The sequence below is a fragment of the Halopseudomonas yangmingensis genome, assembly GCF_900114825.1.
Classification (GTDB): domain Bacteria; phylum Pseudomonadota; class Gammaproteobacteria; order Pseudomonadales; family Pseudomonadaceae; genus Halopseudomonas; species Halopseudomonas yangmingensis.
Genome location: NZ_FOUI01000001.1, coordinates 238,122 through 252,159 on the forward strand (window position 1 = coordinate 238,122; position 14,038 = coordinate 252,159).

The 14,038-nt window shown below is 60.3% G+C and carries 9 protein-coding genes, 1 tRNA gene and 1 pseudogene; 6 read left to right on the top strand and 5 right to left on the bottom strand.

Going from position 1 to position 14,038, the window contains the following annotated elements; genetic code table 11:
* Positions 1 to 245 precede the first annotated feature (245 nt).
* The 3 genes and pseudogenes from BMZ23_RS01175 to BMZ23_RS01190 form a co-directional block, all read left to right on the top strand.
* Positions 246 to 1,160 (top strand): WYL domain-containing transcriptional regulator, encoded by a 915-nt coding sequence (locus BMZ23_RS01175; protein WP_093471546.1) that lies wholly within the window; start codon positions 246 to 248, stop codon positions 1,158 to 1,160.
* A gap of 10 nt (positions 1,161 to 1,170) precedes the next feature.
* Positions 1,171 to 1,635, top strand: a complete 465-nt coding sequence (gene brxF / locus BMZ23_RS01180) for a BREX-3 system P-loop-containing protein BrxF (protein ID WP_093471548.1) — start codon at positions 1,171 to 1,173, stop codon at positions 1,633 to 1,635.
* Between the two features lie 302 nt (positions 1,636 to 1,937).
* Positions 1,938 to 2,384: pseudogene (locus tag BMZ23_RS01190) on the top strand (IS5-like element ISPme2 family transposase); the annotation flags it as partial.
* 37 nt (positions 2,385 to 2,421) lie between these two features.
* Here the strand turns inward: BMZ23_RS01190 and BMZ23_RS01195 are convergent.
* From BMZ23_RS01195 to BMZ23_RS01220, 5 genes are all read right to left on the bottom strand, one after another.
* Positions 2,422 to 2,832, bottom strand: coding sequence for a DNA adenine methylase (locus BMZ23_RS01195; RefSeq protein ID WP_169958919.1), 411 nt, complete (start codon positions 2,830 to 2,832; stop codon positions 2,422 to 2,424).
* Between the two features lie 942 nt (positions 2,833 to 3,774).
* Positions 3,775 to 5,046 (bottom strand): MgtC/SapB family protein, encoded by a 1,272-nt coding sequence (locus tag BMZ23_RS01200; RefSeq protein ID WP_143069541.1) that lies wholly within the window; start codon positions 5,044 to 5,046, stop codon positions 3,775 to 3,777.
* 642 nt (positions 5,047 to 5,688) lie between these two features.
* Positions 5,689 to 7,617, bottom strand: coding sequence for a tyrosine-type recombinase/integrase (locus tag BMZ23_RS01210; RefSeq protein WP_093471557.1), 1,929 nt, complete (start codon positions 7,615 to 7,617; stop codon positions 5,689 to 5,691).
* A 241-nt stretch (positions 7,618 to 7,858) separates the two neighbouring features.
* Positions 7,859 to 7,932, bottom strand: a tRNA-Gly gene (locus tag BMZ23_RS01215).
* A 61-nt stretch (positions 7,933 to 7,993) separates the two neighbouring features.
* Positions 7,994 to 9,586: a LysM peptidoglycan-binding domain-containing protein gene (locus BMZ23_RS01220; RefSeq protein ID WP_218143536.1), complete on the bottom strand. Its 1,593-nt coding sequence runs from the start codon at positions 9,584 to 9,586 to the stop codon at positions 7,994 to 7,996.
* A gap of 37 nt (positions 9,587 to 9,623) precedes the next feature.
* Between BMZ23_RS01220 and flhA the strand changes: the two genes are divergently transcribed.
* The 3 genes from flhA to fleN all read left to right on the top strand — a co-directional run bounded on the left by flhA (position 9,624) and on the right by fleN (position 14,037).
* Positions 9,624 to 11,750, top strand: coding sequence for a flagellar biosynthesis protein FlhA (gene flhA, locus BMZ23_RS01225; RefSeq protein WP_093471562.1), 2,127 nt, complete (start codon positions 9,624 to 9,626; stop codon positions 11,748 to 11,750).
* A 16-nt stretch (positions 11,751 to 11,766) separates the two neighbouring features.
* Positions 11,767 to 13,122, top strand: a complete 1,356-nt coding sequence (flhF, locus tag BMZ23_RS01230) for a flagellar biosynthesis GTPase FlhF (RefSeq protein ID WP_093471564.1) — start codon at positions 11,767 to 11,769, stop codon at positions 13,120 to 13,122.
* A 78-nt stretch (positions 13,123 to 13,200) separates the two neighbouring features.
* Positions 13,201 to 14,037: a flagellar synthesis regulator FleN gene (gene fleN / locus BMZ23_RS01235; protein ID WP_177197198.1), complete on the top strand. Its 837-nt coding sequence runs from the start codon at positions 13,201 to 13,203 to the stop codon at positions 14,035 to 14,037.
* Position 14,038: the final 1 nt, after the last annotated feature.

A 14,038-nucleotide genomic window follows, 5' to 3' on the forward strand; every position in this document is an offset into this window, starting at 1 on the left:
CGCACCAGCTCTCGTCCGCAGTGACCTGCTGGATGCACGTCCAGTCCACGTCACTCCTGGCGCGCTGCGCTGGACTGAAGCGCCTGCCAGTCCACGCAGGATCACTCATTTGCATCTCAAAAATGGTTATCACAATGCAGCTAACTAGTGAATCAACTTAGATTTATAGACGTCTTTCCACGCAGACCATATACTTTCTGCAGAAATTTACACGAGCATTCGCTAACCCGAACGAGCCAGTCAGGATGCCCCACCAACAGCTTGCCGATCTCACCCAGCCACAGCGTGACCGTCTCGCGTTCGTGGAATTGCGTCTGCGCTTCATTGGGGAGATGCGCCGCCAGGACTTGGTCGCGCGTTTTGGTATCCAGTCCGCTGCCGCGTCCAGGGACCTGGCGCTGTACAAGGACTTGGCTCCGGGCAATATCGACTACGACGGCAAAGGCAAGTTCTACGTCCTGGGTTCGAGCTTCCAGCAGATCTTCGATTTCCCACCCGAGCGAGTGTTGTCGTGGCTGACCCAGGGGTTTGGCGACGGTGAACCGATGCACATCAAGGCGTGGGTGGCCAGCGAGAGCCCGTCCCGGCTCACTCACCCTGACCTAACAATCTTGGCGAGCGTCACTCGGGCCATTCATTACGAGTGCCCGCTCGGCATCGAGTACCACTCCATCTCCAGCGGTCGCACCGCGCGGGAGATCGTCCCGTTCGCGCTGATCGACAACGGCCTGCGCTGGCACGTCCGCGCCTTCGACCGCAAATCGCAGGAGTTCCGCGATTTCGTCCTCACCCGGATCAAGCGCCCTGTGGTGCGCAAGGGGCAGCCCGTAGAGTCCCACGAGATGAGCGGTCAAGACATCCAGTGGACCCGGATTGTCGAGCTGGAGCTGGTTCCTCATCCCGACCAGCCACGGCCAGAAATCACCGAAATGGACTACGGCATGCAGGGTGGTGCACTGCACATGAAGCTGCGCGCCGCCACGGCGGGCTACATCCTGCGCAAATGGAGTGTGGACTGCTCCCCCGACCATCGCCTGCGCGGCCCGGAGTACCGGCTTTGGTTGAAGGACCATCTGGCGATCTACGGCGTGCGCAATGCGGTGCTGGCGCCGGGTTACCGCTCCCCTGATCAACAACGGCTCGAAGCCGAGATGGACTGATGGGATAAGCATGCTCGCAAAACTCGAACGACTCATCAGCGAAATTGGCGACCTCAACAGCAAGTTGATCCTGCTGGTCGGCTCCAGCCGCAGTGGCAAAACCCAACTGCTGCGCCAGCTCGGCAACAAGCTCAACATCGAGCCACTCAACGTCGGCCTGGAACTGGGGCGCCGATTGGCCGCCACGCCGAACAACAAGCGCGGCTTCTCGGCAGGCGAACTGCTGCGTGAGATTGCGCTGCTTGAAACATTCGGGGAACGAGGCGAAGCCCCGCTGCTGCTCGACAATCTTGAGTTGCTGTTCGAGCCCAGCCTACAGATCAACCCGCTTGACCTCGTCAGGCGGCTGGCTCACTCCAGGCGCGTCGTGGCCGTTTGGCCTGGCGAGTTGCGCGGTGATCGGCTGATTTATGCCGACATGAGCCATCCGGGTATAGGAAGTTCAACCGCCCTTTTTGGCGAGTCTGGCAGGTAGGAAGCGGCCGCGCAAGCGCCGCTTTGGGCACAGATCGGGCACAGATCGGGGGTTCATGCGTGGGTTTTCGACATCGCGGGGCCACGCAGCGGCTCAGTGCGTAGCCATTTCTCACCGAATCCCGGCACAGGGCCGAGCGCAGCCCTGCGGGGGCGTGGCCGCATCGGATCGGACTCTGGCTTGGCTGCCGGCTGTGTGGCCGGCACCTCGTCACGCGGCCGGCGGCGGCGCGCGCGCTGCGGGCCGGTAGTGCGCTTGCTCCAGCGCGCCGTGCTTCTCGAAGTGGGGCGGGCCATCCATAAAGGGGGACTCCGCGCCAAGGTTTCGGCCGCTCGCGAGGTGGCTTCACGACCAAGATCCATCTGCGGGTCAATGCGGCAGGCCTGCCCATGAGAACCGAGATCACGGCCGGGCAGACATCGGACTACCTCGGCTTCGATCTGGTCATGGCTGACAACCTGCCCGAGCCAAGCGTTCTGCTCGCAGACCGCGTCTACGACTCCGACAACATCCGCAAGACCATGGAGGTGCGCGACGTGGTGCCGGTCATCCCCATGCGCAAAACCCGGAAGCTACGGGTCGCCGTTGACCGCAGGCTCTACCGCCTGCGCAATCTCGTTGAGCGGTGCTTCAACAAGCTCAAGAATGCCCGTCGCGTCGCCACCCGCTACGACAAGACCGCCGAAAGCTTCCTGGGCTTCATCGACATCACGTCGATCCGCCTCTGGCTCCGCCATTTGTCAACATGACCTAGGTCTGCGATCAGAACACGTTCTTCACTCTGGTTTATGTCTTCACGAGAGCGCCATTCGCGGATCTGGCTGCGGATTGCACCGATCTTCTGGGCATTGCCTTCCGTGAAATACATGCGGGACACAGAACAATGTTGTGGCTGTATTCACGCCAGATGAAGCCGCGCTGTGGCTTGAGCGAGTTCAGCACATCGACGGCACTGGCATACCCCCCGAGCCCGGAAAACAGAACGTCGGCTTTGGAGACCAGCCTCGCGAATGACATGATGGCCGACGAACTCAGATGATCGTTTACATGTACTTTCCAACCGGCTCTGGAAGCAGCTTCCGCAACCGCACCAGTCCCCGAAAATGCATCAATGAACATCCCGCTATCCGGCGACCCGATCCGGTCGATGATGGTGTCGACGACACGGGCCTTTGATCCGATATAACGGAATGACATGTACGGACGTTCTCCCTGCTCTTGTTTTTCTATATTCTGGTTGGCATCACTACGAGGAGTTTGTGTCATGGTTTCGGGGGCGTCGCTCCACGCTGCTGCCGAATTTGCGCCAATCGACGTTAATGAGTGTCTAAGATGAACGAAGACTCTGTTGCTGCGTTGCTCCGTATGAATTCAAGATCGGGTCACGGTCAACATGGCACAACGACACCCTCATGAGCAACATCTTGTAGAGGGCAGTGCCGATTGGGCTGCTCGTTGTGGCGTGGGTGGTTGAAGGGGACAACGCTGCAGGCCGACGCACAGTCCATGGGCGAATGACGAGTGCCTTGTTCGCAGGCTGCCGTCATCACAGTGAGGCGACGCAGAGCAGCGATGAGCCGTAAGCGATGGGGTGGACGCCGTCGAAGGTCTGAAGGCGGTACGGTCCGCATCGCGGAAGTTGATGCGTGAGACGACCGTGCCGGCTGGCTGTAGCAAAAGTTCGAGTTCTGTTCCATTTCAGCGAACGCCACTGGTGTCGATGTGCCCAGCTGCGACGTAGAAAAAGTCTCGCAAATCCAGATATTTGCAACAAATTCACCAAATCCGCGCAGTCATGAGGTCCGGAGAATATCGGCCATGAGAGACCTCTACCGGACCTCCTGGCACCGACGCCGCTGAACAGCCCCATACGCATAACCCTCGAAAACAACGGAAAAATCTGGCCACAGCCGGATCGGGAGAACGCTTTCGCGGGGGAAAGTGGCGGAGGGGACGGGCCTGAAAGACAACCTTCTCCGCAAAAAACAGAACGGCATACTGCTTCGCTTGGGGTCAATCAAAGACCAACAGCTCGGCTATCTCAGAGCCTCAGAGCCGACATCTTCGCCGCGAAGTTGTTTTTGGACCATCCCATTCCTGATGTGTAGCGATTTACGCGTTTGCGCCGCGGCATGAGGCTCAGGGCGCGACCATTATGCTGATGGCTGCTGCAAACCACCACCCCGCCCAGACAGCAGCGGCCGTCAGCATCAGGCCGCCGGCAACAGACCAGCCGAACGCCGCCGCTCCTCCCCGCAAGGCCAGGACGATCCGTACCCCGGCATTCACGCTGATCGCTGCTGCCAGCGGCACGACCGCCTCGGATGCGGGCAGCTGTCCGGCCACAACCAGCGAGGCCAACGCAACCGCAGCGGATCCCGTGCTCACCAGCCCAGCGAGTGCCGCCGACACCAAGATGGCCTCGCTTCCGAAATACTCGTTCAGGACAGCGGAGACGACAATGACTGTTGCCACCATAGCCGCAAAGCTCACGGCGCCCCGGACGCTGAATATCCGACTGGGAAGTTCGAGCCCATCGGGCTCTGCTCCGCCGCCGCGCGATCCGATGCGTGCAAGCACGGTCCCGTAGAGCAATGCCACTAGCGAAGGGATGATCAGGATCGGGGCTGCAAGTGTGAACATCGAAGGGCTGAGAAACAGCAGTACGATACCGGTCTGCGCGAGCGACGAAACTGAGGAGAACGTAACACCCGCAGCGGCGGGATAGGCCTCGAGCGGCCGATCCTGCACCTTCTTCAACATAGCCACCACGGTGGCGGTGCTCGACACGAACCCGGAGAGGAAACCGCTTAATGGCAGACCCAGCCGTGAACCGAAGACCCGTGTGCAGATGTGGCCGACAGCGCCGATCGCCATGACAAGAATGACGATCACGAACAGTTTCTGTGGATTGATCGCCCCGCCCGGACCCAATGCTTCGTTGGGCAGGATCGGCAGGATCAGGAGCGCCGAGACGCCGAGGATGAGACCGTCGCGGATCTCGAAATCGTTTAGCACCGAGCGGCTGAAGTCGCGCAGCACCGTGCGCGCAGCCAAGAGCGCCGCAACCAGGACGCCCGATGCCGCCGCAAGGAACGTGTGCTCGATTGACAGCGCACCCAGCACGACCACGATCAACAGGGCAAGGCTGGTGGTCAGGCCCGCTTGGCGATCCGGTTGGGACAGGTGCGTCGCCATGCGAAGGCCGCCGATGACGGCGACGGCGACGGCGAGCATTGGCCATCCACCGGCAATCTGACTCAGCGCACCGGTCAGTGAGGCGAGCGCAAAGGTGCGCACGCCTGCCGGGACAAGCCCCCCGGTCACGCCTGCATTCCGCTCGCGCTCGATCCCGATCAGAAGTCCGATGCCCAAGGCCTCGAGCAGCAATAATGCCTCTGATGTCTCCAAGTTTACTCCCCCATCCGTTGCCGTGTGCGACAAAACCACTATTCGTACGCTAAACGGTTTGGGCTGCCGCCGCGGCTATGAAGCCCACCTACAACCTTGCGCAGTGCCGGTTGGCAATCGGCTTCCCGCAATCAAACAGGAATATCTAGGCCGTGTGGACGAAATCACGCGAGTTGGGGTATAGGAAGTTCAACCGCCCTTTTTGGCGAGTCTGGCAGGTAGGAAGCGGCCGCGCAAGCGCCGCTTTGGGCACAGATCGGGCACAGATCGGGGGTTCATGCGTGGGTTTTCGACATCGCGGGGCCACGCAGCGGCTCAGTGCGTAGCCATTTCTCACCGAATCCCGGCACAGGGCCGAGCGCAGCCCTGCGGGGTCGTGGCCGCATCGGATCGGACTCTGGCTTTGCCTGCGGGGCTTGGGATTGGCTGCGGAAATCCGCTGGCGTCATATCCGATCAGGATACTGATATAGCGAGATAGCATCACAGAGAAGTCGCCTATGGTGACTGCCAAGCGCAGATTCGACGCTAAACACTGCCTGCCAATACTTGGAAATCGCGAGTTGGCGGGTGGTCATGCAACGATCGACCTATTGGTTCCCTGCTTGGACCTTGACCGGACGGGCTGCCGTCCGGCCTCAGCTCAACGGGCGACCAGATCTTCGGGCGTATCAACCAACATTGCCGTTTTTACCAGGCGCTCTACAGTCTGCCTGGCCAGCACCGGAGATACTTCCGATTGCTCTGCAAGCTCATCGGTTTCTATGGCATGTGCGGCGACCAGTCGAGCTGCAAGATGCAGGTTGGTCGGATCGACTGCCTCGATGACTGGACACTTGCCCAGGGCATCGTATGGCCGCAGCAGTGCGTGATAGATGTGCCAGGTGTCGATGCCGCGCGGCACCAGCTTCAGGACAGCCTGAATCAGCTTGCGTTTGATGGGGTCGAGTTGCCAGTCCGGGACGCGCTGTCCACGGTGACCCAGATGGATCGACAGGAGATTGCCAGCCTGAATCTCGTAAGTGATCCAGCGGCGGGACTTGCCAACCAGCTTGGCGTAGTCGGCCACCGACAGGTTGTGGGATGCCTCGAACATCTCCAGCAATTGCAAGCGCTCGCGCTGCACCTCTGACAGCGTGGGTCGCGCGTACTCGGGCAGATGCACCGCCGAAAGTCGATAGACGGAAGCTGGAACCGCTGGCGCATCCGGTGCAGGCGCAACGATCAACTGAGGGGCGTTTGGATTCATGGCGGGCGGCTGCGCTGCCGCCTGTCCGGCAATCGTGGGCAGACCCTGCAGCGTGATGGTCAGGTGCGTGCTGGCAACTTCGACCTGATTCTGCTCGAACAAGTCCAGGCGGTCGGCCCAGTCTTGCATCATGACGCGGCGCTGCTCGACGTACTCGGCGTGGTTGTAGGTCGCGCTGATCCGATCCGGATCGGCATGCGAGAGTTGGGCGTCTACCCACTTGGGCGGATAGCCCAATTCATTGAGCGCGGTCGATATGGTGGCGCGAACGCCGTGCCCAGTGAGCTGATCTTCATAGCCCATGCGCTTGAGCGCGCCATTGAGCGTGTTCTCGCTGAGAGGTTTTTTCAGGCACCAATCACCGGGAATGAGATAGACCTGCGCTGGCTTCAGATTTCCCAGCAGATGACGAACGACTTCTTGTGCCTGCAACGACAGTGGCACGATGTACGGCGGGATGTCGGCGAAACGCTGGCGCTTCTTCTTGGTGAGCTGCTTGCGTTGCTTGAGCCTGACAACCGGGATGATCCACAGACCGCGCTCCAGATCGAACTGATCGGGCGTGGCGTAGCGCAATTCACCGGTGCGCACGCCCGTGAGCAGCAGCAGACGTAGACCCAGTTGCGTATTCAGGCGGCCGCTGTACTTGCGCAACGTCTGCAGCATTGCCGGCAGTTCGGGCATGCGCAAAAAGGGGTTGTTCTCCACCGGCGGCAGCGGCATCGCCACCACATCCAAATCCTTGGCCGGGTTGTCGCCCATGTTGGGCACCACCACCGAGGCGTAGGTGAATAGCTGGCTGAACCAGGTGCGCAGCTTCTCGGCGACCGACAGCGAGCCACGTTTTTCCACTCTGTCGATGATGTCCAGCAGGTGGGCGCGAGTGACGTCGTAGACGGTCAGGTGGCGCAATACGGGAAACACATCCTTGGCGAAGACGCGCCCGATCTGTTTGGGCGTGCTCTGGCGGCCCTCATTTTCCAGAGAGAGGCTGCGGTGGGCCAGCCATTTGTCGTAGATGGCCTGGAAGGTGTGCTCGCCCGCCAGGACAATCACGTGGCGTTTGCGCTTGCGTTCCGAATGCGGGTTGATGTCCTTGGCCAGCATGGCCCGGGCCTCGTCGCGCAGATGACGGGCATCTTTCAGGGAAAGCGCGGGATAGCCGCCGAAGGACATGCGCTCGCGCTTGCCGCCCCAAGTGAAGCGGAAGTGCCAGGCCTTGAAGCCGGTGGCTGAGATATGGAAGTAGAGACCGTCGAAATCGACAAGCGAATACGCCTTGCCGGTCACCTTGGCCTGTCGAACCTGGAGGTCTGAAAGCATGAGCCCAACTCCTGCGAAACGAGTTGGATGCCATGTTCCCGACGGAACCCCGGCTCCTCCAGCAACAATACGGTTTTGGGAACCTCCGCATTGCCAATGTACCACTCAACGTACCAGTTGGAACCGGCTGTGAGTGGATTTCGCTGGATGTCAGTGGATCGAGATTGGGTGAAAATCCTCAATCCTGACAATGACTTACGACGTTCCCTGGCGTTCGGCGGAAGACCCTGGAAAGTCATCGTGGAGCGGGTGAAGGGAATCGAACCCTCGTCATTTGGTTGGGAACCAAAAGCTCTACCATTGAGCTACACCCGCGTGGCGCCTTTTTAGCAGATTCGCTGTTGACTGGGAAGTGGGCTTTTTCTCTGCAGGACGGTCAGCGCCGGGCAGGTATGGCCAGTGTTTCACCAACACGCAACAACTCGCCGGGAATATGGTTTGCCTCACGCAGTGCATCCAGCGTGACCCCGTAGAGACGGGCGATGGCGTTCAGTGTGTCGCCGGGTTGAATTCGGTGGAATTGTTGCGTTGCAGCCGGGCTTTGTGGCGCTGGAAGCATCAGGCGCTGGCCGGGACTAAGGATGGCGCCACGCGGCAAGGTGTTGATCTCGCCCAGTTCTCCAAGGTCGACATGGTGGCGCGCGGCAATGCCCCAGAGCGTTTCGCCCGGCTGCACAATGTGTTCGCGCAGCGCGTTGCCATGGCGCGCCGGGACGGGTGTGTTGACCCGCTGTGACCGGGTTGCAGAGGCTTTCGCCAGCAGGCCCGCGCGAGCGGATTCAATGGGGTCGCGTGTGTTGATTCTCCTGGGATCATGTCGTGCCAGGTCGGCTAATGCTGTGCGGGGAATGGCAAGCCGGGTTCCGGGAACCGTCGGCAGTTCGGTCGTGCGGGTTGCTGGATTGAGGTTTCGCAAGTCGTCGAGCGATACATTGGTCAGACCAGCAACCCGGTGCAGATCAAGGCTGGCATCGACAGGGATGCCGACCACCGCGTTTTCAGGCCGGTACGCCGGTGGCTGAATGCGGCGGCTCTCGAGGATCTGGCGCAGGGCGAGAATTTTCGGTACATAGCCCATCGCATCAGAGGAAAGTTGCAGCGACCAGTAATCGGTTTTTCTGCCAGCCAGCTGGTTGGCTTCCATCGCGCGCGCCACGTTGCCCTGTCCGTAGTTGAAGGCTGCAAGCACCAGCTGCCAATCGCCAAAGCGGTTGTACAGACTTTCCAGGTAATCCAGGGCTGCATCGGTGGAGGCAAAGACATCGCGCCGTCCATCGAAATCTGTGGTTTGGCGCAACCCATAATGCGCACCTGTTGCTGGCATGAACTGCCATATCCCGGCAGCGCCGCTCGGGCTGGTGGCGCGCGCCGAAAAGCCTGATTCGATCAATGGAACCAGAAAAAGCTCGCCGGGCAGGTTGCGGCGCTTGAGCTCACTCAGCAGATATTCAGCCCAGGGTTCGGAGCGCTCTAGAGAAACGGTGACGATGTTGCTGTTGAGCAGGTAAAAGTCGACGTAGCGTTGCACTCTGGCGCGGCCTGCCGCCTCTGTTGGTAGCGGTATCGCAAATTGTCTGGACAGCTCTGTCCAGACGTCCTTTCCGGCCGTATGCCGGGTATCGTAGCCGGGCAAGTCGTTGCTGACCGGTGCTGTGCTGCAGCCGCCCAGCCCCAGACTGGCGGCCCCGAGCAGCAACAGCAGGCCGGCTATGCCGCGAAGACGTTTGAAGTAACTGCAAACCGCTGAAAGATGGCGGTCTGCAGGCAGCAGGGCGCGATCTTGCCCGGCATCGGGAAAGCATTTCATTTGTGGAAGCTGGCTCAAAAAAGGTGTTGCGACGATAACTGTTTCGCAACGGCTAGCCAATAGATTCAACGCATGGCGCAAAGCTGCCGGCGGTTTGGGCAGTCGATTGCAATAGGGTCCTCTGTAATGTGGAATATTTCTTGCAAAGTAGGTGTGCAACACTAACCAGCGTCAATAATCTGTTCGGGAATTCAGTGGCATGGCTGTCGATCGCGCTCAACTGATGGGAAACATGCGGACCGGTCTGTCCGGGCTGCGGCATGGCAGTCTCGGCGTGCCGATTCTGTTGCTGGTGATTCTCGGCATGATGATGCTGCCGGTTCCGCCATTCCTGCTCGACGTGTTCTTTACCTTCAATATCGCTCTGGCGCTGGTAGTGCTGCTGGTTTGCGCCTATGCCCTGAGACCGCTGGATTTTGCAGTATTCCCGACCATCCTGCTGGTAGCCACGCTGCTGCGTCTGGCGCTGAACGTTGCTTCGACGCGGGTGGTTCTGCTCTATGGTCATGAGGGGGGTGATGCTGCCGGCAAGGTGATCAAGGCCTTCGGTGAGGTGGTGATCGGTGGCAACTATGTGGTCGGTCTGGTGGTGTTCGCCATTCTGATGATCATCAACTTCGTGGTGGTGACCAAGGGTGCCGGGCGCATCTCCGAGGTCAGCGCGCGTTTTACCCTGGACGCCATGCCCGGCAAGCAGATGGCCATTGATGCTGATCTGAACGCCGGTCTTGTTACCCAGGAAGAAGCCAAGCTCCGTCGTCAGGAGGTGTCGCAGGAAGCCGACTTCTATGGCTCGATGGACGGTGCCAGCAAGTTCGTGCGTGGTGATGCGGTGGCTGGTCTGCTGATTCTGGCGATCAATATCATTGGCGGCCTGGCGATTGGCATGGTCCAGCACAATCTGGCCTTTGCCGATGCCGGGCGTATCTACGTGCTGCTGACCATCGGTGACGGTCTGGTGGCGCAGATTCCTTCGTTGCTGCTGTCCACGGCGGCGGCCATCATGGTTACCCGGGTCTCGACCTCCGAGGATATGGGTGAGCAGGTCCAGCGACAGATGTTTGCCTCGCCCAAGGCGCTGGCGATTGCCGCAGCGATTCTGCTGGTGATGGGCAGCATTCCGGGTATGCCGCATTTCGCCTTTCTCAGTCTTGGTGCCATGGCAGCCGGTGCGGCCTGGCTGATCGCCCGTAAACAGCAGCAAAAGGTGGCAGCGGAGGCCGAGGTAGAGCGTCAGCAAACCGAGGCGCCGGCAGCGCCACGGCCAGAAACACGGGAGCTGGGCTGGGATGATGTGACGCCTGTGGATATGGTCGGGCTGGAAGTTGGCTACCGCTTGATTCCGCTGGTTGACCGTAATCAGGGAGGTCAGTTGCTGGCGCGAATCAAGGGTGTGCGCAAAAAGTTGTCGCAGGAGCTGGGTTTCCTGATGCCCTCGGTGCATATCCGCGACAACCTTGATCTGGCGCCGAATGCCTACCGTATTACCCTGATGGGCGTGGGGGTGGCTGAGGCCGAAATTCATCCGGACCGTGATTTGGCGATCAACCCTGGTCAGGTTTTTGGCGAGGTGCGCGGTATCCCCGGCAAGGATCCGGCGTTTGGCCTTGATGCGGTGTGGATCGAGGCGGCGCAGAAAGACCAGGCGCAGTCGCTCGGCTATACGGTGGTGGATGCCAGTACGGTGGTCGCTACCCACCTTAACCAGATACTGCACAAGCATGCCCACGAGCTGATTGGTCACGAGGAAGTGCAGCAGCTGATGCAAGTGCTGGCAAAGGCCTCGCCAAAACTGGCGGAGGAGCTGGTGCCGGGTCTTATTTCCCTGTCCGGGCTGCTCAAGGTGCTGCAAGGGTTGTTGCAGGAGCAAGTGCCAGTACGTGATATCCGTACCATTGCCGAGGCCATCGCCAACCAGGCTGGCAAGAGTCAGGATACTGGCACGATCATCAACGCGGTGCGCATCGCATTGTCGCGCTCAATCGTGCAAAGCATTGTCGGGCTTGACTCCGAGCTACCTGTGATCACTTTGGATCCAAAGTTGGAACAAATGTTGCTTCAGAGTGTTCAACGGGCAGGACAGGGCAGTGATGACGGAATTTTGCTGGAGCCCGGGATGGCGGAAAAGCTGCAACGCTCACTGGCTGATGCGGTGCAGCGCCAGGAAATGCTCGGCAAGCCGGCGGTACTGCTGGTAGCCGGACAGATCCGCAGCATGCTGGCGCGTTTTGTGCGGTATGCGGCACCGGCAGCCCATGTTCTGTCCTACCAGGAAATACCCGACAGCAAGCAGGTCACCATAGTGGCAACTGTGGGCCAGAGCTAAAACAGGTGAGGTCAGTATGAAAGTCAAACGTTTCTTCGCTGCAGACATGCGCCAGGCCATGAAGCTGGTGCGTGATGAACTGGGGCCGGAGGCGGCAATCCTGGCCAATCGCCGTGTTGCCGGTGGCGTCGAACTGACAGCGGCACTGGACTACCAACCAGCACGCCTGAGTGTGCCGGCTGCAGGGCTCGAGCAGGAGTTGGATCGCACCCGTCAGCAGATTGCTACGGCCCGTGCGGGTCTGGAAGCCGGAGAGCGTCCGGCCGGGCAGCCGCAGGTCAACCGTCAACTGTTTGGCGAGAGCATGCAGCGGGCTGCCGAGGATGGCTCGCCGGTGGCGCGTGACCTGCTTGCCCGCCTGCGCCGTGAGCGCAGCTCTGCGGAGTCGGAAGGCGTGATCGGGACTGCCTCCGACGTGGCTCCAGCGGTTGCCGAGCCGGAAAGCTTGAATGCCATGCGTGCCGAGTTGGCGGGGCTTCGTGAGCTTCTGGAAACACAGCTTGGCGGGCTGGCCTGGGGGAACGTCCGCCAGAAGCAGCCGATGCAGGCCAACCTGTGGCGCAAGCTGACCCAGCTGGGTTTGCCGGCCAGTATCTGCGAAGAGTTGCTGGCGCTGGTTGCTGATGAGCCTGATGCGCGCAAGGCCTGGCGTATGCTGCTGGCTCATCTTGCCCATCAGGTGCCGGTAATGCCTGGCGAAATTATTGATCGGGGCGGCGTATTTGCCCTGGTTGGCCCTACTGGTGCCGGCAAGACCACCACCTTGGGCAAGCTGGCCGCCCGCTATGTACTCAAGCATGGCAGCCAGCATGTGGCTTTGGTAACCATGGACACCTATCGTATTGGTGCCCACGAGCAATTGCGGACGCTGGGTCGTATTCTGAACGTGCCGGTGCGTGTGGTTGATGAGCAGAACAGCCTGGAGCAGGTGCTTGAGGAGTTTTCCGGCAAGCGTCTGGTGTTGGTGGATACGGCCGGTCTGCAGGCCCAGGATCCCCATCTGCGTAGCCAGCTTGAGGTGCTTGCGCAGCAGGGGCGTCGGGTGCGGACCTTGCTGGTGATGGCGGCTACCAGTCATTATCGGGTGCTCAAGGCCGCCTGGCATACCTACAAGGCCAGCAACCCGGTTGGTTGTGTGTTGAGCAAGATTGATGAGGCGGCGAGCCTTGGTGAGGTTTTGGGGCTGGCCATGGAGCAGAGTTTGCCGGTAGCCTATCTGGCAGATGGCCAGCGCATTCCCGATGACTTGAGTGTGGCCGTCGGTCATCAGCTGGTCAGTCGCGCAGTCAGTCTGGCGACCAGTGAGGCTCCGGCCGATCAGGCAATGTCAGATGTTTTTGCCGGTATACTGCATTCACAACGCGCCGGTTGAGGCGATTGTTCGCCAAGCATGATGATCACGGGGCTGGCGTTTGCAAAGGCGCAGGTCCCCAAACAGACCAACAGGATAATCAGACAGATGGGCAGCAATCATCCGGTTCAGGTAATCGCGATCACCGGCGGCAAGGGCGGTGTCGGCAAGACCAATGTGTCGGTCAATCTGAGCATCGCACTGGCCGAGCTTGGTCGGCGTGTCGTGCTGCTGGATGCTGACCTTGGGCTGGCCAACGTCGACGTGCTGCTCGGGCTCAAACCCAAGGCCACGCTGGCGGATGTGCTGGACGGGAAGTGCGATCTGCGCGATGTGCTGGTCAAGGGGCCGGGCGGCATACGTATAGTGCCGGCGGCCTCGGGTGCGGCACGTATGGCGCAGCTCGACCCGCGCGAGCACGCCGGATTGATCCAGGCATTCAGTGATATCGGCGATGACATCGACGTGCTGATGGTGGACACGGCAGCAGGTATTGGTGATTCGGTTGTGAGCTTTGTGCGCGCCGCACAAGAGGTGCTGGTGGTGGTGTGTGACGAGCCGACCTCGATCACTGATGCCTATGCGTTGATCAAGTTGCTCAACCGCGATCATGGTATGACCCGTTTCCGGGTGTTGGCCAATATGGTGCATACGCCACATGAGGGTCGCGCAGTATTTGCCAAACTGGCAAAAGTGACCGATCGTTTCCTTGATGTCGCCTTGCAGTATGTGGGTGCGGTTCCCTACGACGAAAACGTACGCAAGGCCGTACAGAAGCAGCGTGCACTGTACGAAGCCTATCCGCGCAGCAAGGCTTCGCAGGCGATTCGGGCAATTGCCCAGAAAGTCGACAGTTGGCCGCTTACCGGTAGCCCGCGCGGACATCTGGAGTTTTTCGTCGAGCGTCTGGTAGGGCAGACCGGAAGCGGTCTCTGAC